The following is a 19,803-nucleotide window of genomic DNA, read 5'->3' as shown; positions in this document are numbered from 1 at the left end:
ATGGCCGACATCCTGGTGCTGTACTACAGCCGCAACGGCGCAGTGGCGCAGCTCGCCCGGCAGATCGCCCGCGGCATCGGCGAGGTGGAGGGCATGACCGCGCGCCTGCGCTGCGTGCCGCCGGTGGCGGCGGTGACCACCACGGCCGCGCCTCCCGTGCCGGAGGACGGTGCGCCGTACGTGGAGGCGCGCGACCTGGAAGAGTGCGTCGGCCTCGTCGTCGGCAGCCCGACCCGGTTCGGCAACATGGCCGCGCCGATGAAGCACTGGTTCGACGGCCTGGGCGCGCAGTGGGCCAGCGGCTTGCTGGTGGACAAGCCGGCGGCGGTTTTCACCTCCTCATCGACCATGCACGGCGGCCAGGAGTCGACCCTGCTGACGATGATGGTGCCGCTGCTCCACCACGGCTGCGTGATCGTCGGCATCCCGTTCACCGAGCCGCGCCTGAGCACGACGCGCACCGGCGGCACGCCGTACGGCGCCAGCCACGTCGCCGGCGCGGCGGACGATCCGCGACCGAGCGAGGACGAGGCGCATCTGGCCCGCGCGCTGGGCCGCCGGATGGCGACGATCGCCGGGAAGCTGGCGTGAGCCGGCAGGCAATGCGGACGGCCACGGACTGGACGCTCGCTGCCGCCCTGCTCGCGCTGGGAGTTCTGTTCTGCGCCTGGTTCTGGCCGGCGCGGGATTGGCCGACCCGCGACATCGTGGCGCTGCTGGTGTTCGCCGCCCCGCCGCTGCTGCTGGGCGTGGCCAGGCTGGCCGGCGCGCGCACGGCCGGCTACTGGGGCTCGGTGCTGGCGCTGGCGTGGTTCAGCCACGGGATCATGGTCGCCTGGACCCGGCCACCGGAACTGGCCTTCGCGCTGCTGGAAACCGCGCTGGCGCTGGTGATCATCTTTGCCGCCAACCTGCCAGGGCTGAGGGGCCGCTTCGGCGGCCGCAAGCGCGGCTGAGCGCCGGGACCCGCGATGGATGCGGGCCCCGGGCAGATGGTTGGTTCAATCGTTTTCCAGCAACGGCTTGCGCGGCAGCGGTTCGTCGCGCGTCGCCGCGTGCCAGGCAAAGGACGCCACGATCGCCGCAGCCTGCTTCAGGTCCTCGGGCTGAATGTGGTCCCAGGTGTCCAGGTGGCTGTGGTGGACGTTGCTGAAGTAGTCCAGCCGGTCCTGGATGAACTGGAAGCCGGGCAGCCCCACCGCGTCGAACGCGATGTGGTCGGTGCTGCCGGTATTGCGCGTGGACACGGTGGTCGCGCCAACATCATGGAAAGGGACCAGCCAGGCCTCGAAGATCGGCACCGCGGCGAGGTTCTCCTGCGCGTAGATACCGCGGAAGCGGCCCGAGCCGTTGTCCATGTTGAAGTAGGCGGAGAAGCGCCCGTAGTCGCGCTTCTTCTGCAGCGGACCGGTCGGGTCACGCAGCGAGCCGGGCAGGGCCTTCTGCGCCGGGTCGGTCGGCTCCGGATAGGACGCCAGATGACGCTCGACGTAGGCGCGTGAGCCGATCAGCCCCTGCTCCTCGCCGCTCCACAGGCCGACGCGGATGGTGCGGTCCGGTTGGGCGCCCACGGCCTTGAGGATGCGCATCGCCTCCATCATCACCGCCACGCCGGCGGCGTTGTCGGCCGCGCCGGTACCGGTGTGCCAGGAGTCCATGTGCGCGCCGAGCATGACGATCTCGCCCGCCTTGCGGCCACGGCCCGGAATCTCGGCGATGGTGTTGTGGCCGGGCTGGTCGGTCTCGTCGGTAAAGCGTGCGGCGACGTTGATCCGCAACTTGACCGGGCGGTCTGCCTCGACCGCGCGCACCAGCGGGTTGTAATGCTCGGCCACCATCGCCAGCTCGGGCACGCCGACCGACTCGTCCGCCTTGCGCGAGCCACCGCCGCCGACGCGGATGATGCCGTTGTCCCAGCCGCTGATGCTCAGCGTGGCCAGGACACCTTCAGCGACGAAAAACTCGTTGGTCGCCTTGGTCAGCGCTACCCGCTCGGTGTATTTCCTGACCCGCTCGACGCGGCTGTCGTCCTTGTCCCGGCCCTTGTCCTTGGGGATCTCGAACGCCTGCAACTCGCCCAGGCCCGCATCGTCGTGGCGGTGGAACGTGGGCTTCTCGCCGGGCTTGTACTCGCGCGCCTCGCTCAGCAGCAGAATCTTGCCTTTCAGCTTGCCCTTGTACTTCTCCAGGTCTTCGGTCTTCTTGATGGTGACCAGCATCACCTCGCCTTCCACCGGTCCGTTGGTGCCCGGCGTCCACGCCTTGGGCAGTGCGTGCAGGGGCGCGACGCGCGGGCTGAGCATCTGCACGCTGGCGTCGCTGAACTCCCAGCCGCGGCCGAAGTCGTCGAATGCCTCGTCGTGGACGTTGGCCAGGCCCCAGTCGGTCATCTGGCGGCGGGTCCAGGCATTCGCCTCCGCCATCTGCGGGGAGTTGGTCAGGCGCGGCCCGATCGACTCGGTCAGGTGGCTGAAGGTCGCCATCACCTGCGAGCGATGGAACGCCTCCTGACGGATCTTGCCGACCATGTCCAGGTCGACCGGCTCCTGGGCAATGGCGACACCGCTCATCCCCAGGCACAGCACCAACAAGCAACGCTTGATCACTTCATCCCCTTGTGCGGATCGATATCGAGGACCCGAGTCTAGGGAGTGGCCGGCGGGTCTTCGCCGGCCGATAGTCATGCAGGTGCGGCGGCGATCCGCGAAGGGCTCAAGCCGGCGCCTGGTCCGGCGCGATGCGCACGACCAGCTTGCCGAAGTTGTCGCCTTCCAGCATGCCGATGAAAGCCTTGGGGGCATTCCCGAGACCGTCGACGATGTCCTCGCGGAACTTGATCTTGCCCTCGCGGACCCACTCGCCCATCTCGGCGAGGAACTCGCCGTAGCGGTCGCCGTAGTCATCAAAGATGATGAAGCCCTGCATCCTGATGCGCTTGCTGAGCAGGGTGCGGGTCAGCAGGCCGAGGCGGTCCGGCCCGGGCGGCAACTCGGTGTCGTTGTAGTGCGCGATCAGTCCGCACAGCGGGATGCGCGCCTTGGCGTTGAGCAGCGGCAGTACCGCATCGAACACCGCTCCGCCGACGTTTTCGAAATAGACATCGATGCCGTCGCCGCAGGCAGCCTTCAGCAGCTTCGGAAACTCGTCCGCGCGGTGGTCGATGCAGTCGTCAAAGCCCAGCTCGTCGATCACGTAGCGGCACTTTTCCGGCCCACCGGCGATGCCGACGACACGGCAGCCCTTGAGCTTGGCGATCTGGCCGACGACCGAACCGACCGCGCCGCTGGCGGCAGCGACCACCACGGTCTCGCCGGCCTTTGGCTGGCCGATGTCGAGCAGGCCCATGTAGGCGGTGAAGCCGGGCATGCCCAGCACCCCCAGTGCGAGGGAGGGTTGCTGCATGTCCGGATCGAGCCGGTTGACCGCCTTGGCATCGACCGCTGCGTAGTCCTGCCAGCCGCCCTGTGCCAGCACCAGGTCGCCCAGGGCGTATTCGGGATGGTTGGACTGCTGCACCCGCGCCACGGTGCCGGCACCCATGACCTCGCCGATCCCGACCGGGGCGGCATAGGACGGGGCGTCGCTCATGCGGCCGCGCATGTACGGATCCAGCGACAGGTAGATGTTGCGCAGCAGGACTTGACCCTCGCCCGGTTCGGGGACTGGAGTCTCGATCGTCTTGAAGTTGGCGGCGACCGGCGCGCCGACGGGGCGGGACGCCAGGGTGATCTGGCGGTTGCTGGTGGGGGTGCTCATGGGATGCTCCTCTTGAGACTCGCGCGGCAGGCGCGGGTCCGCCGCTGCGGCAGTTGGCTGTGACGGTTTTGGCCCGACGATACCGCCCGGCGACCGCGCCGGCCGTGATGGGCGGTTGCGTGCCGACGGTGATTGCCGTTGCGGGCCGACCGGGGCGCGTGCCCAGCGGGGCGTGTCCAGCGGCGCGTCCAAGCGGCGTTTACAGCGGCGTTTACAGCCGGTGCGGCCAAGCCGGCGTGCCCTGCGGCACTCGTGAAGCCTGCGCTCCGGGCGCATAATCCCGCCCCCACTGACGGCCCGCCTTCCATGCCCGAGCGTCCCGCCCTGCACGCTACTACGCCGGTGCCCGCCCCGACCGGCCCCGGAGATCCCCGGGTACTGATTCCACTCGCCCTGCTGACCCTGTACGTGGTCTGGGGATCCACCTATCTGGGCATCCGCTACGCGCTGGAGAGCTATCCGCCGTTCCTGCTGGCCGGACTGCGCTTCACCGCCGCGGGGGTACTCCTGTTCGGATTCCTGCGCTGGCGTGGCCATGCCCTGCCCACCCGCCTGCAGTGGCGGAACGCGGCGATTACCGGCGTGTTGCTGCTGGGCTTCGGCAACGGCCTGGTCTGCTTTGCCGAAGAGCGGGTGAGCTCGGGAATCGCGGCGGTCGCGGTGTCCAGCATGCCGCTGTTTGCGGCAGCGTTCGGGACTATCTACGGGCAGTGGCCGACGCGCCGGGAAGCGGTCGGTCTGCTGGTCGGCTTCACCGGCGTGGTCGTGCTCAACACCGGCAGTGGCCTGTCGGGCGAAGCCATTGGCGCCCTCGCCCTGCTGACCGCCGCGGCGTGCTGGGCATTCGGCTCGGTGTGGAGCCGGCGCCAGGACATGCCGGCCGGGCCGATGAACACCGCGGCGCAGATGCTGTGCGCCAGCGTCGCCCTGCTGGCGGTCGGCTTCGCCAGCGGCGAGACCCTGCCGGCCAACCCGAGCCTGAAGGCCACGCTGGCCCTGGCCTACCTGGCGGTGTTCGGCTCGATCCTCGCCTTCAGCGCCTATCTGTATGTCCTCAAGCATGCGCGGCCGGCGGTGGCGACCAGTTACGCCTACGTCAATCCGCCGGTGGCCGTCCTGCTGGGCGTGCTGCTGGTGGGCGAGACAGTGGGCCCGTTCGATCTGGCCGGCATGGCGATCATCCTCGTTGGCGTGGCGGTGATCACCCTCTCCCGCCAGCGCAGGCCCGCCTGAGGTGCCGCAGGCGCCCCGAGCGGACCGGACGGCCGGGGGCTTGTGCTAGCGTGAGCGGCCATCCGAGTCCGGGTTGCGCCAGTCCGTGATTGCCGCCGTACGCCCCCTGCTGTCGCTGTTGATCGGCGTTGCCCTGCTGCTGGCCGGAAGCGGCCTGCTCAGTACGCTGGTCGCCGTGCGCGGCGGACTGGAGGGCTGGGACGACCAGGTCATCGGCCTGATCATGTCGGCCTATTTCGGCGGTTTCTTCCTGGGCACGTTCGCTGCGCCCAAGCTGATCCGCCGCATCGGCCACGTCCGCTCGTTCGCGTTCTACGCCTGTCTGTGCGCCACCGTGGTGCTGCTGCATCCGATCTTCGTCGAACCCTGGACCTGGGCCGCGCTGCGGCTCCTCAGCGGGGTGGCGCTGGTCGGCCTGTACACGGTCATCGAGAGCTGGCTCAACGCGTCGGCCGCGGCCGAACAGCGCAGCCGGATATTCGCCCTTTACATGGCCATCAACCTGTTCGCGCTGGCGGCCGGGCAATGGCTGCTCGGGGTGTTTTCGCCGCTGCTGTTCATTCCCTTCAGCCTGGTCGCGATCCTGATCTGCCTGGCGGCGCTGCCGGTGACGTCCAGCCGCATGGTCCAGCCCGACACCCCCGCCAGCGTGCACCTGCGGTTGCCGCAGTTGTACCGCCTGGCGCCGGCGGCAAGCACCGGCGCGTTGCTGGGTGGGCTGGCGCTCGGCGCGTTCTGGGGCATGTCGGCGGTGTACGCCACCGGCATCGGCTTGGACCTGGCCGGCGTGTCGGCGCTGGTCAGCGTGACGATCCTGGGCGGCGCCCTGTTGCAGCTGCCCATCGGCCGGCTCTCCGACCGCGGCGATCGCCGTACGGCGCTGGTCTTCATCTGCGCGCTCGCCGCCGTCCTCGCCGGCCTGATCATGATCAGCGCGGGGGCGAACACCTGGGTATTGCTGAGCCTGTTCTTCGTGTTTGGCGGCTTGTTGTTTGCGGTCTATCCGGTCTGCGTGGCGCACCTGCTGGACCACCTCCCCAACGAGCATGTGCTGGCCGGCTGCAGCAGCCTGCTGCTGCTCAACGGCATCGGCTCGGCGATCGGGCCGGCGATTGCCGGCACCCTGATGGCTCGTCTGGGACCGCAGGCACTGCCGGCGTTCTTCGTTGTCACCCTGCTGTTGCTGGCGGTGGTGGTGGGCGGACGCCGCCTGCTGCGCCAGCGCGACCGCGGCGAACCGGCCCAGTTCCACGCGATGCTGCGCACCACCCCATCGGCGCTGGAACTGCTGCCGGAAACCGACAGCGACGAGGTCGAAGCCTGACGTCCTGACCGGCGCGGCGCGTGGATCCGGTTTAATGCCGGCCGCCGGCCGAAAGCGGCCGGTCGGGAGTGCGGCTGGACGCGCCTATAATTGGCGGTCCCCTCCAGCCCGGACGCTCCATGGACCAGCTCTGCATCGTCACCACCGGCGGCACCATCGACAAGATCTACTTCGATGACAAGTCGGACTACCAGATCGGCGAGCCGCAGATCGGCCGCATCCTGGAGGAGCTGGGCGTGGCTTTCCGCTACCGGGTCATTCCGATCCTGCGCAAGGATTCCCTGCACCTGGACGACGGCGACCGCGAGCTGATCCGCGCGACCATCGCCGCGCAGGACCTCCGCCACGTGCTGGTGACCCACGGCACCGATTCGATGGTGGAAACGGCCAAGGTCCTGGCCGGCATCGAGGGCAAGACGATTGTGTTGACCGGCGCCCTCAACCCGGCGCGCTTCCACGGCTCCGATGCGGTGTTCAACATCGGCACTGCCGTGGGCGCGGTGCAGTCGCTGCCGGGGGGCGTGCACATCGCCATGAACGGCCGCATCTGGGATCCCGCGCACGTGCGCAAGAACGTCGACGCCAACCGGTTCGAGCCGCTCTGAGCGTTTGAGCGAGGCCGCATCGGCCGCGGCGCCTCAGTCGGAGAAATGCACCCAACCCGTGCGTTCGGGCTCCCAGGGAGCATCGTCGGCGTCGACGCCGGCCACCTGGGTGCCTGCGACCATGCGGCCGATGCGGGTCAGCGCAGTACCGCTCTGCAGCTTCAGCGCCTCCACCTGCGCGCGCGCACTCGGGGGGGCAGTGAAACACAGCTCGTAGTCGTCTCCGCCAGACGCCTGCAGCGTGCGCCGGTCGTCGGCGGCAAATCCCTGTGAAAGGCTGGCCGAAGCAGGCAGCGCGTCCACCTCGACCAGTGCGCCCAGCCCGCTTGCACTGCACACGTGGCCCAGATCGGACCACAGCCCATCGGAGAGATCGATCGCTGCGTGGGCGACCGCGACGAGGGCCAGGCCGACGGCCACGCGCGGCTGCGGCCGGTCGAGACGCTCGCGCAGCTCGGCCAGGGGACTGGCGTTCGTGTCCCCGCCTGCAATCGCACCGGCATCGGCTTTGCCCATCAGCACAAGCGCGGCCGCAGCATCGCCGAGGGTGCCGCTGACCCAGATGTCGTCCCCCATCTGCGCGCCCCCACGCTGCAGGGCGCGGCCCGGCTCCACCAACCCATGCGCCGTCACGCCGATCGACAACGGTCCGCGGGTCGTGTCGCCGCCAATCAGCGCGATGCCGTGTTGCCCGGCAAGCGCCAGGAAACCGTCCAGGAAGCTGTCCAGCCAGGCTGGATCATCGCCGGGCATCGACAGTGACAGCGTGCACCAGGCGGGTTGCGCGCCCATGGCGGCGAGATCGGAGAGGTTCACCGCCAGCGCCTTCCAGCCGATATCGAAGGGCGCGGTGTCCAGCGGAAAATGCACGCCGGCATTCAGGGTGTCGGTACAGATGACCAGCTCGCGGTCCGCCGGCACCCGCACCACCGCCGCGTCGTCACCGATGCCCAGCACCACGTCCGCGCGGGAGCCCACGCGCGAGCGGATCCGCTCAATCAGGTCGAATTCGGCCATGCGCCCTCCTCGTTCCGATGCGGACGGCCTGACCGGCCTGGGTGCGCGGCGATGCCCGGCTCAGCGCCGGGACGCGCCGACTTCCACCGCACGCCACTGCGCGGCGGCATGGTCGAGCACGCCATTGACGTAGGTGTGGCCGTGCTCGGCGCCGAAGCGCTTGACCGACTCGATCGCCTCGTTGATGACCACGCGGTAGGGCACGTCGGGGCGATGCTGCAGCTCGTAGGCCGCGATCCGGAGCACGGCCAGTTCAATGGCGTCGACCAGGCCGATCTCCCGGTCCAGGAAAGGCGCCAGGCTGTCGTCGAGTTCCGCGCGGTGCTTGGCCACGCCGTGCACGAGGTCCTCGAAGTACGCCAGGTCGGCGACCTCGCGCGCCTGTTCATGGGCGAACTGGCTGACGATCTCGTTGGCGCGGGAGCCCGACATCTGCCACGCGTAAAGCGCCTGCAGCGCACGCCGGCGCGCGCGTGAACGGCCGATCGGATCGATGCCACCGGGACGACGACGCTGGTTCATGCCAGGCGCTCCATCAGGTTGCTCATTTCCAGCGCTGCCATTGCCACTTCCTTGCCCTTGTTGCCGTGGTTGCCGCCGGCGCGTGCCTGCGCATCCTCATGCCGTTCGACCGCCAGCACGCCGTTGCAGACCGGCACCCCGGTATCCAGCGCGACGCGCATCAGGCCATCCGAGCAGCCATCGGCGACCTGCTCGTAGTGGCGTGTGTCGCCGCGCACCACGCAGCCCAGAGCCACGATCGCCACATGTTTGCCGGCGGTGGCGAGCTGCCGCGCAGTCACCGGGATCTCCCACGCGCCGGGCACCCGCACCACGTCGACGGCGTCCTCGGTGACGCCGTGCTCGGCAAACGCCTTGCGCGCCGCCTCGACCAGGCTGTCGGTGATGCGGGGATTCCAGCGGCTGGCGATGATCGCGAAACGCGCGCCGTCGGGGCTGCGCAGGTCGCCTTCGATATGGGACATGGGAACAAACGCCTTGTAGGGGAGCGGCATCGCGCTGTTGCGCGACCGGACAGTTTAGCGCGCGCCGGGTTAGCGCGGCCCGGCGTCGACGTACTCGACCACCTCCAGGCCGAAGCCGGCCAGGCCGACCTGCTTGCGCGGCGTGCCCATCACCCGCAGCCGGCCCAGCCCCAGGTCGGCGAGGATCTGGCTGCCGGCGCCGTTGCGACGCCACTCGTGCAGCGTCTCGCCCTCGCTGGCCGGCGGCGGCGCCTGGTCGGCGGCATGGCGGATGCGCGCGAGCAACGCGTCGGTGTCGGCACGGTCCTCCAGCAACACCAGCGCACCGCGACCCTCCGCGGCGATCGCGGCAAGCACGTCGCCGACGGCAGGACCGAAGTCCGCACGCCGCCAGCGCAGCCCGTCTGCGAGCGGATTCTGCACCTGCACGCGCACCAGCGTGGGCACCGACGGATCCGCCTCGCCCAGGAACAGGGCGAAATGCAGGCCATGGCTCAGCCGGTCGCGGTAGCTCATCAGCTGGAACGGACCGTGCTCGGTCTCGATCGTGCGCGAATCGACGCGCCCCACGGTGTGCTCGGTTTCCAGCCGGTAGCGGATCAGGTCCTCGATGGAGCCGATCTTCAGGCCGTGCTCGGCGGCGAACACCTCCAGCTCCGGGCGCCGGGCCATGGTGCCGTCGGCGTTGAGGATCTCCACCAGCACCCCGGCCGGCTCCATGCCCGCCATCATCGCCAGATCGGCGGCCGCCTCGGTGTGGCCGGCGCGGCTGAGCACGCCGCCGGGCTGGGCCTGCAAGGGGAAGATGTGGCCGGGCTGGTTGAGGTCGCTGGCCGAGGCGTCCGGCCGCACCGCGGTACGCACCGTGTGTGCGCGGTCGTAGGCGGAGATGCCGGTGGTGACGCCTTCGGCGGCCTCGATGCTGACGGTGAAGTTGGTGTGGTGCTGGGAGGTGTTGTCGCGGACCATCGGCGGCAGCCCGAGCTGGCGGCAGCGCTCCCGGGTGAGCGACAGGCAGACCAGGCCGCGTGCGTGGGTGACCATGAAGTTGATGTCGGTCGGCTTGACCAGCTCGGCGGCCATGATCAGGTCGCCCTCGTTCTCGCGGCCCTCGTCATCGACGATCACGACCATGCGGCCGGCGCGGATCTCTTCCAGCAGTTCGGGGATGGGGGCGAAACTCATGACGTGGCTCCGTTGGCGTCGGCATGGCCCAGCAGGCGCTCGACATAGCGCGCCACCAGATCGATTTCCAGGTTGACCGCATCACCCACGTGGGTGGCGGCAAAGGCGGTGTGGGAGACCGTGTGCGGCACCAGCGCGACGGCGAAACCGCTCGCATCGACCTCGTTCACCGTCAGGCTGACCCCGTCCACGCAGATCGAGCCCTTGCGGGCGATGTAGCGCAGCAGATCCATCGGCGCGGTGAACCGCCAGCGCTGGGCGCGGCCATCGTCGGTAATCGCCGCGACCGCGCCGACGCCGTCGACGTGGCCGCTGACCATATGGCCGCCGAGCCGGTCGGTCGGACGCATCGCACGCTCCAGGTTGACTGGCGCGCCCACGGCTAGCCGGCCCAGTGTGGTCAGGGCGAGCGTTTCGGTGGATGCGTCGGCCTGGAAGGAGCCGGTGTCAAATTCGACCACGGTCAGGCAGGTGCCGTTGACGGCGATGCTCTCGCCCAGCGCCACCGCGTCGAACGGCAGCGAGCCGACCTCGATGGTGAGTCGGGCGTCGCCGCCGACGGCCTCTCGCGCCGCGATGCGGCCGACGCCTTCAATGATGCCGGTGAACATCAGCACGCCTCCCGCTGCGCAAAGCAGGAACTAGGAAGGCGATGGGAATAAGCAACTCTAGACATGGATCGTTTCCCGCGTAGAAGGTCTGCGAAAAACGCCACAAGGCATGGCATGCGCACGGCACAGTGCCATGCGCAGCCGTCTTCTTTCATCCGGACTGTGACCGTCGGCTCCGGAATCGGACCGGATCTGCTGACCCCCGGCGCCGGCGTATGCCGGCAGTGGAGCGCTCGCGGGCTTGTCGTGGCTTCCCGTCCCGATGGACCGGCTGCCGGCGACCTACCGCCGGTGGGGAATCGCACCCCGCCCTGAAGACGTTACGTGTGCCCTCGCGGATGCGAGGACGGTTGGATTCTAGCAGTGGGCGAGCGCCGGGACGCCGCGCGGGGTGGAACGGTGCAACCCGCGGGGCGGCGCTCAGCTTGTCAGCGCTGCGCCCGCTTGGCTTCGTGGACCTGCTGGCACGCAAGGCAGCGCTTGGCCGTCGGATAGGCCTCGAGGCGCTCGTACGGAATCGCCACGTCGCAGTCGATGCAGATCCCGTAGGTGCCGTCAGCCATGCGCGCGCGGGCCGCGAAAATGTCCTGCAGCTCGACCGCGTCGCGCTTGGTGTCGGCGTTGTTGATGTCGGTCACCAGCGAGGCCAGCGACTCATCACCGGCGTCGGAGGTGCCGGATAGCAACTCGTCGTAGCCCTCCACGCGCATGCGCCTGAGTCCGGCGCGGATTTCCTCGCGCAGCACCGGCTCACGCTCGTCCATCATTTTTGCGAGGTGCTCGCGCTGGCTACTGGTCAGACTCGTCATGGGTTCGGCTCCTTGGCCCTGCACGTCCGGAAACGCGACTTGCTGGATGGCGATTTCAATCGCTGCGGGCGATCGAATTCAGTGAGGGTAGCCAGCGCCGTGTTCCCGTGACGTCAATCTGTGGCGCGGTCCGCTCACGGTCATACTGGCCGGCCAACCGTTCAAGGGAGCCCCAACATGACACGACGCGTCCGCATCGCGATCCTCGGCGCCGGGACTGCCGGCCTGACAGCGCTCAAGGAGGCCCAGCGCTACACCGATGACGTGCTGCTGATCAATCACGGCCCCTACGGCACCACCTGCGCGCGGGTCGGCTGCATGCCGTCCAAGGCGCTGATCGAGGTCGCCCACACCTACGCGCGCAAGGACTGGCTGGGCACGGCCGGCATCGACGGCACCAAAGGCCTGAAGCCGGATCTGCAAGTCGTCATGGCGCACGTGCGTACGTTGCGCGACCGCTTCACTGCCGGCTCGATCCAGATCGCCCAGGACCTGGGCGATCGCAGCATCCGCGGCAAGGCGCGCTTCATCGATGCGAATACTCTGGAGGTCGACGGCGAGACGATCCACGCCGACGCCGTGATCATCGCCACCGGCACCCGCCCGATCGTGCCCGAGGCATGGCGCGCCATCGGCGACAGGCTGGTCACCTCCGACGAGGTGTTTGAACTGGTATCGCCCGGTCAGCGCCTGGGCGTGGTCGGGCTAGGCCCGATCGGCGTGGAGCTGGCGCAGGCATTCGCGCAGCTGGGGTGCGAGGTCAACGGGTTCAGCAAGGGCAGCCAGATCGCCGGGCTGAAGGATCCCGAGGTCAACGCCAGCCTGCTGGCCGCGCTCGGCCAACAGATGTCGATCAGCACCGACGTGGAGGTGTCGGTGCGCGCTGACGGGGATGGGGCGGTGATCGACGATGGCAAACGTAGCGTTGCCGTGGACTGGGTGCTCGCGGCAATCGGCCGGCAACCCAACATCGAGGGTCTCGGCCTGGACACCCTCGGCGTCGAACTCGACGAACGCGGCATGCCGGCCTTCAATCCCAAAACGTTGCAGGTGGGCGACCTGCCGATCTACATCGCCGGCGATGTGAACGGACAGCGCCCGCTGCTGCACGAGGCTGCCGATGAGGGACGAATCGCCGCTTACCACGCGCTGCATCCCGAAGCCGATTGCCTGATGCGTCGCGCACCGCTGGGTATCGTTTTTACCGAACCGGGTGCCGGCCAGGCCGGGCTGTCCTACAGCGACCTGCGGGAGTCCGGCGTCGTGGTCGGCAAGATCGACTACAGCCGCCAGGGCCGCGCGGTGATGGCCGGGCGCAACGCCGGAGTGCTGCACATCTACGTCGACGCCGGCAACGCCCGGATCCTGGGAGCGGAGGCGGTCGCCCCCGATGCCGAGCACCTGCTGCACCTGCTCGCCTGGGCGATCCAGCAGGAGATGACCGTCGATACGATGCTGCACCTGCCCTTCTACCACCCGACGGTGGAGGAAGGGCTGCGCACCGCGCTGCAGTCGGCCCGCCGCGCCTTGAGCAAGCGCCGCGAGCAACCCGACCTGCCGCTGTGCCGCCCGGCGATCGACTGGGCGCTGGGCTAGCCTGGACGCGCCCCTGACGGGCGCGGACGCAGCAGCACCCGGATGTCCTCACCCAGCAGCCGGGTCTCGACCGTCTCCATGCGCATCACCTGGTCCATGTGGTCGACGTTGAGGCCGTCGAACAGCGGTCGCGCGTTCGAGCCCAGCAGGACCGGCGCGACGTACAGCAGGACCTCATCGGCCAGTCCGGCCTCCAGGAAGGCGGCCGCGAGCGTGGCGCCCGCTTCGACCATCACCTCGTTGATGCCCCGATCGGCCAGCAGCTTGAGCACCGCCGCCAGATCGAAGCGGCCCGCTTTCACCGGCACCACGGCCAGTTGCGCGCTGATGCCGCGGGCGAGCTTGGTGTCGGGAGCGTGGATGTACAGCGTCGGTGCATCGCCCTCGCGCACCTTGCCGCGCGCGATGGTCGCCAGGCCGGGATCCAGCACCACGCGCAGGGGCGGCACGAACGCAATGTCCCCGTCCAGCCGCACCGTCAGCGACGGGTCATCGGCCAGCACCGTGCCGGCGCCGGTGAGGATGGCCCCGGCGCGCGCACGCCAGTGCTGCACGTCGTTGCGCGAGGCCGGTCCGCTGATCCATTTCGACTCGCCGTTGGCCAGCGCGGTGCGTCCGTCCATGCTCGCCGCCAGCTTGACCCGGACCCACGGCCGGCCCCGGCCCAGCCGCGACAGGTAGCCGCGGTTGAGCGCGCGCGCCTGGTCTTCCATCAGGCCTTCCGCGACCTCGATGCCGGCCTCGCGCAGGCGCTCGAAGCCCGCACCATCGACCTGCGGGAACGGATCCCGCATCGCCGCGACCACGCGCGACACACCGGCGGCGATCAGCGCGTCCGCGCAGGGGCCGGTACTGCCGGTATGCGCGCACGGCTCCAGCGTCACGTACACGGTTGCGCCCTTGGCCCGCTTGCCGGCCTCCTGCAGGGCGAGCACCTCGGCATGGCCTTCGCCGGCGCGCTGGTGCCAGCCCTCGCCGACCACCTCGTCGCCCTTGACGATGACGCAGCCGACCATCGGGTTGGGCCGGGTGGTGTAGGCGCCGCGCTCGGCCAGGCGCAGCGCGCGCGTCATCATCAGGTGGTCGGTGGCGGTGAACTCGGGCATCAACACAGGTTCCTGCAGTTAAGGGGTGTGACCGAGGTCCGGCTCAACGTTTGCGCGTGGCCGACGGCAGCGGCTCGTCAGCGCCGCCCAGCAGCGGCAATTGCTCGTCGCCGGAGTTGTCGCTCTCCAGCCGGTCGAGCTCGTCGCGGAAATCGGCCACGTCCTGGAACGCCCGGTACACCGAGGCGAAGCGTACGTAGCCGACGTGGTCGAGCTTGCGCAGCTCGCCCATGACGAACTCGCCGACGCGGATCGAGGACAGCTCACGCTCGGTGGTGCGGCGCAGCTGGTGCACCACCGCGCGTACCGCCGCCTCGATCTGCTCCTCCGCCACCGGCCGCTTCTGCAGGGCGCGGTCAAAACCGGCGCGCAGCTTGCGGGCATCGAACGCCTCGCGCCGGCCATCGGACTTGATGATCACCGGCAGCTTCAGCTCGATCGTCTCAAGGGTCGAGAACCGCTCACCGCAGGCCTCGCAGACGCGGCGGCGACGGATCGTCGCGCCATCGTCGGACACCCGCGAGTCGATGACGCGGGTGTCGACGTGCTGGCAGAAAAGGCAGTGCAAGGCTCAGCCGTAGACCGGGAACTGGGCGCACTGCCGCGTGACGTTTTCACGCACCGCGGCGATGACCTGCTCGTCGTTGGGGTTGTCGAGCACGTCGCAGATCCAGTTGGCCAGGGCGACGCAGTCCGGCTCGCGGTAGCCACGGGTGGTCACCGCCGGGGTGCCGATGCGCAGGCCCGAGGTCACGAACGGCTTGGCCGGGTCGTTGGGCACCGCATTCTTGTTGACGGTGATGTGGGCCTCGCCCAGCGCCGCCTCCGCGTCCTTGCCGGTGATGCCCTTGCCGATCATGTCGATCAACATCAGGTGGTTCTTCGTGCCGCCGGAGACGATCTTGTAGCCGCGGTGGAGGATGGTTTCCGCCATCGCCTGGGCGTTCTTGACCACCTGCTGCTGGTATGTCTTGAACTCGGGCTCCAGCGCTTCCTTGAAGGCCACCGCCTTGGCCGCGATGACGTGCATCAGCGGGCCGCCCTGCAGGCCGGGGAAGACGATGCTCTGCAGCTTCTTGACCAGGTCCTCGCTCGGGTTCTTGGCCAGGATGATGCCGCCGCGCGGGCCGCGCAGGGTCTTGTGGGTCGTGGAGGTGACCACGTGCGCGTGCGGCAGCGGGTTGGGGTACACGCCGGCGGCGATCAGGCCGGCCACGTGGGCCATGTCGACGAAGAAGATCGCGCCCACCTTGTCGGCGATCTCGCGCATCCGCGCCCAGTCCACCACCTGCGAGTAGGCACTGAAACCGCCGATCAGCATCTTCGGTTTGTGCTCGAGCGCCTGCCGCTCCATCTCGTCGTAGTCGATCATTCCCGCGTCATCGACGCCGTACTGGACGATGTTGAACAGCTTGCCGCTGATGTTGACCTTGGCCCCGTGGGTGAGGTGGCCGCCGTGGGCCAGGCTCATGCCCAACACGGTATCGCCGGGCTGCAGCAGGGAGAAATACACCGCCTGGTTGGCCTGCGAACCCGAGTGCGGCTGCACGTTGGCGTAGTCGGCGCCGAACAGCTCCTTCAGCCGGTCGATCGCCAGTTGCTCGGCGATGTCGACGAACTCGCAGCCGCCGTAATAGCGCTTGCCGGGGTAGCCCTCGGCGTACTTGTTGGTCAGCTGGCTGCCCTGCGCCTCCATCACCCGCGGACTGGCGTAGTTCTCGCTGGCGATCAGCTCGACGTGGTCTTCCTGGCGGCGGTTCTCGTCGGCGATGGCCTGGGCGAGTTCGGGGTCAAAACCTTCGATGCTTGCGTCGCGCGGGAACATGGTCACTCCAGGAGCGGATGAGGGCGGTAGTCGCCCAGTTTAGCCTCCGCTGCGGCGCGTCGCCCACGCCGGGCTGCATGGGGATTGCCGGCCCTGCAAAAAGCCTGTAGATGCGCGATAATGATCGGCTAATTCTTTTCGATCGCCCTGCCGCGTGCCGGGCATGGTCGCCTGTCTGCGGAGCACCCCCATGTCAGCGCAATACATCTACACCATGAACGGTGTCAGCAAGACCGTTCCGCCCAAGCGCGAAATCATCAAGGACATTTCCCTGTCCTTCTTCCCCGGCGCCAAGATCGGCCTGCTCGGACTGAACGGCTCGGGCAAGTCGACCGTGCTCAAGATCATGGCCGGCGTGGACCAGGACTTCAGCGGCGAGGCGCGCGCGGCCAAGGGCATCAAGGTCGGCTACCTCGCCCAGGAGCCGCAGCTCAACCCCGAACACACCGTGCGCCAGGCGGTCGAGGAAGGCCTGGGCGAGGTGATCAATGCGCAGGCCGCGCTGGACCGGGTGTACGAGGCCTACGCCGAGGAAGACGCCGACTTCGACAAGCTCGCCGCCGAGCAGCAGCGCCTGGAGGCGATCCTCGCCGCCGGCGATGCGCACACGCTGGAGCACCAGCTGGAAGTGGCCGCCGACGCGCTGCGCCTGCCGCCGTGGGAGGCGATCGTGGGCAAGCTGTCGGGTGGCGAGAAGCGCCGCGTGGCGCTGTGCCAGCTGCTGCTGCAGAAGCCCGACATGCTGCTGCTGGACGAGCCGACCAACCACCTGGACGCCGAGTCGGTGGAATGGCTGGAGCAGTTCCTGGCCCGCTACAGCGGCACCGTCGTGGCCGTCACCCATGACCGCTACTTCCTCGAGAACGCGGCCGAGTGGATCCTCGAGCTGGACCGCGGCCGCGGCATCCCGTGGAAGGGCAACTACACCGCGTGGCTGGAGCAGAAGGGCGAGCGCCTGAAGCAGGAAGAATCCGGCGAAAAGGCGCGCCAGAAGGCGCTGGCCAAGGAGCTGGAATGGGTGCGCAGCAACGCCAAGGGCGGCCGCACCAAGGGCAAGGCGCGACTGGCGCGCTTCGAGGAGCTCAACTCGGTCGAGTACCAGAAGCGCAACGAGACCAACGAGATCTTCATCCCGCCCGGCGAGCGCCTGGGCAACTCGGTGATCGAGTTCAAGAACGTCTCCAAGTCCTTCGGCGACCGCCTGCTGATCGACGACCTGAGCTTCATCATCCCGCCCGGCGCGATCGTCGGCATCATCGGCCCCAACGGCGCCGGCAAGTCGACCCTGTTCAAGATGATCACCGGCCAGGAAACCCCTGACAGCGGCGAGATCATCAAGGGCCCGTCGACCAACATCGCCTATGTCGACCAGAGCCGCGACAAGCTGGAAGGCAACCACAACGTGTTCCAGGAAATCTCCGGCGGCGCCGACATCCTCAACATCAACGGCACCGAGATCCAGTCGCGCGCCTACCTGGGCCGTTTCAACTTCAAGGGCCAGGACCAGCAGAAGCTGGTGGGAACGCTGTCGGGCGGTGAGCGCGGCCGCCTGCACCTGGCCAAGACCCTGCTGCAGGGCGGCAACGTGCTGCTGCTGGACGAGCCGTCCAACGACCTGGACGTGGAGACCCTGCGTGCGCTGGAAGACGCGCTGCTGGAGTTCCCCGGCTGCGCGGTGGTGATCAGCCATGACCGCTGGTTCCTGGACCGCATCGCGACCCACATCCTCGCCTTCGAGGGCAACTCGCACGTGGAGTATTTCCAGGGCAACTACCGCGAATACGAGGAAGACAAGAAGCGTCGCCTCGGCGAGGAAGGCGCGCAGCCCAAGCGCCTGCGTTTCAAGGCGCTGAAGTAAGCGCGGGGAAGTAAGCGCGCTGAAGTCAGCGCACGCGAAAGCACGCACCCGCATACCCGCCGCGTTGGGCATGCGCAGACCGATACCGGGAGAAGACGATGGGCTTCATGCAGGCACTGCGGCAGCGCTGGACGGCGGCCGATTCGCTGGTCTGTGTCGGGCTTGATCCGGAGCCGTCCAGGTTCCCGGCGCGCTTCGCCGATGACCCCGATGCGGTGTTCCATTTCTGCCGCGACATCGTCGACGCGACCGCCGAGCACGTCTGCGCGTTCAAGCCGCAGATCGCCCACTTTGCCGCGCTGGGTGCCGAAGATGCCCTGCAACGGCTGATCGCGCATATCCACGAGCGTCACGCAGGAATCCCGGTGATCCTGGACGCCAAGCGCGGCGACATCGGCAGCACCGCGCAGCACTACGCGAGCGAGGCGTTCGACCGCTACCGCGCCGATGCCGTAACCGCCAACCCCTATCTGGGCCGCGACTCGATGCAGCCGTTCCTGGACCGCGCCGACCGTGGCGTGGTGATCCTGTGCCGCACCTCCAATCCCGGCGCGAGCGACCTGCAGGACCTGCCGGTCGCCGACGACGATGGCGGCACCCGGCCGCTGTACCAGCGCGTCGCCGAGATGATCGCGCGCGACTGGAACGGGCACGGCAACTGCATGCTGGTGGTGGGCGCTACCTGGCCGGGCCAGCTGCGCGAGGTGCGCGCGATCGTCGGCGACATGCCCTTCCTGGTGCCCGGGGTCGGCGCGCAGGGCGGCGACGTGGAGGCGGTGGTCAGCAACGCGCGAACCGACGACGGCACCGGGCTGGTGGTCAGTTCCTCGCGCGCCGTGCTGTACGCCTCGAGCGGGGATGACTTCGCCGATGCCGCGGCCGCCGCGGCGCGCACGCTGCGCGAGCAGATCAACCGCTACCGCTGAGGCTCAGGTCCGGCTGCGCAGCATCGCCCGGACCACTGCGAACGGAAACCGGGCCCAGATGAGGGCAAACACCAGCGCTCGCACGCCGACGCCACGCTGGGCGGCCTCGAACTTGCGGAAGTAGCGCCACAGCCCGCGGTGCTTGTGCCACTCCACGAAGCAGGGATTGGAGCGGCTGGAAACGCCGCGCACGTGCACGACCCGGACCCGGTTCGCGACCGCGAGCTCGACGCCATCGGCGGCCAGCCGGCGGCACAGATCCAGATCCTCCGCATGCAGGCGGTAGGCCTCGTCGAAACCGCCGACACGCTCGAAACGCGCCCGGGCGAGGAACATCAGCGCGCCGGAAATCGCCTCCACGGCCTGCAGTTCCAGATCGTCGTCGGGCTCGATCGCCAGCGCCTGGGCGTCTCCGGCTGTGCGTCCGCGCAGCCGCGCCGCGACGCCCGCGAGCATCGCCAGAAAATCCGGGGCGCGGCGGCGCGCGGCAGCATCACGTACTCCGGCCTCATCCACCAGATCGACGCCCAGCAGGACGTCGGCACCGGCGGCACGGCGTTGCCGCGCAAGGTGACGCAGGCGCGACAGGGTGTCGACTTCCACCAACGCATCGGGATTGACGAAGGCCAGCCAGCGGCACGACGGCGCCTGCGCGGCGATCGCCGCGGCGCCCTGGTTGCAGGCCACCCCGAAGCCGGCGTTGTCGGGGTTGGCGATGAACTGGACGCGCGGATCGGCCACGGCGTGGCGCTGGATCACTGCCACCGTGCCGTCGGTGGAGTCGTTGTCGACCACACGGATCGCCGCCACGCCGGCAGCGTCGCGCAGCCGCGCCAGGCAGTCATCGATGGTGGCCAGGCTCTGGTAGCTGACCACCACCACGCCGATGTCGGCGTCCATCGGCGCTGCGCCCTCAGCCATGCGCGGCGACGCGCGTGGCGCGCGGCACCGACACCCGCGCCCGCA

At 69.0% G+C, this 19,803-nt stretch carries 20 protein-coding genes and 1 riboswitch; of the genes, 8 read left to right on the top strand and 12 right to left on the bottom strand.

Annotated features, from left to right (window positions below; all coding sequences use genetic code 11):
• The gene (gene wrbA / locus INQ40_RS02335; protein ID WP_194341504.1) at positions 1-591 is read left to right on the top strand and encodes an NAD(P)H:quinone oxidoreductase; all 591 of its coding nucleotides are present in this window, start codon (positions 1-3) and stop codon (positions 589-591) included.
• A complete protein-coding gene (locus tag INQ40_RS02330; protein WP_228482091.1) occupies positions 588-956 on the top strand; it encodes a DUF2069 domain-containing protein in 369 nt (122 codons plus the stop codon). Before wrbA ends, INQ40_RS02330 begins: the two co-directional genes overlap by 4 nt.
• A 45-nt stretch (positions 957-1,001) precedes the next feature.
• Here INQ40_RS02330 and INQ40_RS02325 read toward each other — a convergent pair whose 3' ends face one another.
• Positions 1,002-2,606 carry a M20/M25/M40 family metallo-hydrolase gene (locus tag INQ40_RS02325; RefSeq protein WP_194341502.1) on the bottom strand — a complete coding sequence of 535 codons (1,605 nt, stop codon included), beginning with the start codon at positions 2,604-2,606 and terminating at the stop codon, positions 1,002-1,004.
• Positions 2,607-2,712: 106 nt separating this feature from the next.
• Complete coding sequence (locus INQ40_RS02320; RefSeq protein ID WP_194341500.1) at positions 2,713-3,756, bottom strand: NADP-dependent oxidoreductase; 1,044 nt, start codon at positions 3,754-3,756, stop codon at positions 2,713-2,715.
• 306 nt (positions 3,757-4,062) lie between these two features.
• On the opposite strand from INQ40_RS02320, the gene yedA reads away from it, so the two are divergent.
• From yedA to INQ40_RS02305, 3 genes are all read left to right on the top strand, one after another.
• A complete protein-coding gene (yedA, locus tag INQ40_RS02315; protein ID WP_194341499.1) occupies positions 4,063-4,989 on the top strand; it encodes a drug/metabolite exporter YedA in 927 nt (308 codons plus the stop codon).
• Between the two features lie 73 nt (positions 4,990-5,062).
• Complete coding sequence (locus INQ40_RS02310; RefSeq protein ID WP_228076673.1) at positions 5,063-6,313, top strand: MFS transporter; 1,251 nt, start codon at positions 5,063-5,065, stop codon at positions 6,311-6,313.
• Positions 6,314-6,432: 119 nt separating this feature from the next.
• Complete coding sequence (locus tag INQ40_RS02305) at positions 6,433-6,918, top strand: asparaginase domain-containing protein (RefSeq protein WP_193985896.1); 486 nt, start codon at positions 6,433-6,435, stop codon at positions 6,916-6,918.
• Between the two features lie 33 nt (positions 6,919-6,951).
• On the opposite strand, the gene thiL is transcribed toward INQ40_RS02305, so the two are convergent.
• The 6 genes from thiL to INQ40_RS02275 form a co-directional block, all read right to left on the bottom strand.
• Entirely contained in the window at positions 6,952-7,935 is a 984-nt protein-coding gene (gene thiL, locus INQ40_RS02300; RefSeq protein WP_194341496.1) for a thiamine-phosphate kinase, read from the bottom strand.
• A 60-nt stretch (positions 7,936-7,995) separates the two neighbouring features.
• Complete coding sequence (gene nusB, locus INQ40_RS02295; RefSeq protein WP_193985894.1) at positions 7,996-8,457, bottom strand: transcription antitermination factor NusB; 462 nt, start codon at positions 8,455-8,457, stop codon at positions 7,996-7,998.
• The gene (gene ribH / locus INQ40_RS02290) at positions 8,454-8,921 is read right to left on the bottom strand and encodes a 6,7-dimethyl-8-ribityllumazine synthase (protein ID WP_194341494.1); all 468 of its coding nucleotides are present in this window, start codon (positions 8,919-8,921) and stop codon (positions 8,454-8,456) included. Before ribH ends, nusB begins: the two co-directional genes overlap by 4 nt.
• Before the next feature lie 69 nt (positions 8,922-8,990).
• Complete coding sequence (gene ribB, locus INQ40_RS02285) at positions 8,991-10,106, bottom strand: 3,4-dihydroxy-2-butanone-4-phosphate synthase (RefSeq protein WP_194341493.1); 1,116 nt, start codon at positions 10,104-10,106, stop codon at positions 8,991-8,993.
• On the bottom strand, positions 10,103-10,717 hold the full coding sequence (locus INQ40_RS02280) for a riboflavin synthase (RefSeq protein ID WP_194341490.1): 615 nt from the start codon (positions 10,715-10,717) through the stop codon (positions 10,103-10,105). Before INQ40_RS02280 ends, ribB begins: the two co-directional genes overlap by 4 nt.
• 139 nt (positions 10,718-10,856) lie before the next feature.
• A riboswitch (FMN riboswitch) is annotated at positions 10,857-11,040 on the bottom strand.
• A gap of 105 nt (positions 11,041-11,145) precedes the next feature.
• Positions 11,146-11,526 (bottom strand): TraR/DksA C4-type zinc finger protein, encoded by a 381-nt coding sequence (locus INQ40_RS02275; RefSeq protein ID WP_194341488.1) that lies wholly within the window; start codon positions 11,524-11,526, stop codon positions 11,146-11,148.
• 177 nt (positions 11,527-11,703) lie between these two features.
• On the opposite strand from INQ40_RS02275, the gene INQ40_RS02270 reads away from it, so the two are divergent.
• A complete protein-coding gene (locus INQ40_RS02270) occupies positions 11,704-13,122 on the top strand; it encodes a dihydrolipoyl dehydrogenase (protein ID WP_194341486.1) in 1,419 nt (472 codons plus the stop codon).
• Here the strand turns inward: INQ40_RS02270 and ribD are convergent.
• The 3 genes from ribD to glyA are packed head-to-tail and all read right to left on the bottom strand — an operon-like array spanning position 13,119 to position 16,053.
• Entirely contained in the window at positions 13,119-14,228 is a 1,110-nt protein-coding gene (ribD, locus tag INQ40_RS02265; RefSeq protein WP_194341484.1) for a bifunctional diaminohydroxyphosphoribosylaminopyrimidine deaminase/5-amino-6-(5-phosphoribosylamino)uracil reductase RibD, read from the bottom strand. The genes INQ40_RS02270 and ribD overlap by 4 nt on opposite strands.
• Before the next feature lie 43 nt (positions 14,229-14,271).
• Positions 14,272-14,796 (bottom strand): transcriptional regulator NrdR, encoded by a 525-nt coding sequence (gene nrdR / locus INQ40_RS02260; RefSeq protein WP_194034991.1) that lies wholly within the window; start codon positions 14,794-14,796, stop codon positions 14,272-14,274.
• Positions 14,797-14,799: 3 nt separating this feature from the next.
• Positions 14,800-16,053, bottom strand: coding sequence for a serine hydroxymethyltransferase (glyA, locus tag INQ40_RS02255; RefSeq protein ID WP_194341482.1), 1,254 nt, complete (start codon positions 16,051-16,053; stop codon positions 14,800-14,802).
• Positions 16,054-16,243: 190 nt separating this feature from the next.
• Between glyA and ettA the strand changes: the two genes are divergently transcribed.
• Both ettA and pyrF read left to right on the top strand, forming a co-directional pair.
• Complete coding sequence (gene ettA / locus INQ40_RS02250) at positions 16,244-17,911, top strand: energy-dependent translational throttle protein EttA (RefSeq protein ID WP_193985879.1); 1,668 nt, start codon at positions 16,244-16,246, stop codon at positions 17,909-17,911.
• Between the two features lie 98 nt (positions 17,912-18,009).
• Positions 18,010-18,837 (top strand): orotidine-5'-phosphate decarboxylase, encoded by an 828-nt coding sequence (gene pyrF / locus INQ40_RS02245; RefSeq protein WP_194341472.1) that lies wholly within the window; start codon positions 18,010-18,012, stop codon positions 18,835-18,837.
• Between the two features lie 3 nt (positions 18,838-18,840).
• Here the strand turns inward: pyrF and INQ40_RS02240 are convergent, their stop codons facing one another.
• Positions 18,841-19,737 carry a glycosyltransferase family 2 protein gene (locus INQ40_RS02240; protein ID WP_194342374.1) on the bottom strand — a complete coding sequence of 299 codons (897 nt, stop codon included), beginning with the start codon at positions 19,735-19,737 and terminating at the stop codon, positions 18,841-18,843.
• Positions 19,738-19,803 lie beyond the last annotated feature (66 nt).

The organism is Lysobacter sp. H21R4, from assembly GCF_015277535.1.
GTDB lineage: Bacteria > Pseudomonadota > Gammaproteobacteria > Xanthomonadales > Xanthomonadaceae > Novilysobacter > Novilysobacter ciconiae.
Note: the sequence above shows the minus strand (reverse complement) of the source record. Positions and strands in the feature narration are given on the sequence as shown.

Bases quoted from the DNA above. Each gene is read 5' to 3' on its own strand.
- wrbA (WP_194341504.1), top strand. From the start codon at position 1: ATGGCCGACATCCTGGTGCTGTACTACAGCCGCAACGGCGCAGTGGCG.
- INQ40_RS02320 (WP_194341500.1), bottom strand. From the start codon at position 3,756: ATGAGCACCCCCACCAGCAACCGCCAGATCACCCTGGCGTCCCGCCCC.
- yedA (WP_194341499.1), top strand. From the start codon at position 4,063: ATGCCCGAGCGTCCCGCCCTGCACGCTACTACGCCGGTGCCCGCCCCG.
- INQ40_RS02305 (WP_193985896.1), top strand. From the start codon at position 6,433: ATGGACCAGCTCTGCATCGTCACCACCGGCGGCACCATCGACAAGATC.
- thiL (WP_194341496.1), bottom strand. From the start codon at position 7,935: ATGGCCGAATTCGACCTGATTGAGCGGATCCGCTCGCGCGTGGGCTCC.
- nusB (WP_193985894.1), bottom strand. From the start codon at position 8,457: ATGAACCAGCGTCGTCGTCCCGGTGGCATCGATCCGATCGGCCGTTCA.
- ribH (WP_194341494.1), bottom strand. From the start codon at position 8,921: ATGTCCCATATCGAAGGCGACCTGCGCAGCCCCGACGGCGCGCGTTTC.
- ribB (WP_194341493.1), bottom strand. From the start codon at position 10,106: ATGAGTTTCGCCCCCATCCCCGAACTGCTGGAAGAGATCCGCGCCGGC.
- INQ40_RS02280 (WP_194341490.1), bottom strand. From the start codon at position 10,717: ATGTTCACCGGCATCATTGAAGGCGTCGGCCGCATCGCGGCGCGAGAG.
- INQ40_RS02275 (WP_194341488.1), bottom strand. From the start codon at position 11,526: ATGACGAGTCTGACCAGTAGCCAGCGCGAGCACCTCGCAAAAATGATG.
- INQ40_RS02270 (WP_194341486.1), top strand. From the start codon at position 11,704: ATGACACGACGCGTCCGCATCGCGATCCTCGGCGCCGGGACTGCCGGC.
- ribD (WP_194341484.1), bottom strand. From the start codon at position 14,228: ATGCCCGAGTTCACCGCCACCGACCACCTGATGATGACGCGCGCGCTG.
- glyA (WP_194341482.1), bottom strand. From the start codon at position 16,053: ATGTTCCCGCGCGACGCAAGCATCGAAGGTTTTGACCCCGAACTCGCC.
- ettA (WP_193985879.1), top strand. From the start codon at position 16,244: ATGTCAGCGCAATACATCTACACCATGAACGGTGTCAGCAAGACCGTT.
- pyrF (WP_194341472.1), top strand. From the start codon at position 18,010: ATGGGCTTCATGCAGGCACTGCGGCAGCGCTGGACGGCGGCCGATTCG.
- INQ40_RS02240 (WP_194342374.1), bottom strand. From the start codon at position 19,737: ATGGACGCCGACATCGGCGTGGTGGTGGTCAGCTACCAGAGCCTGGCC.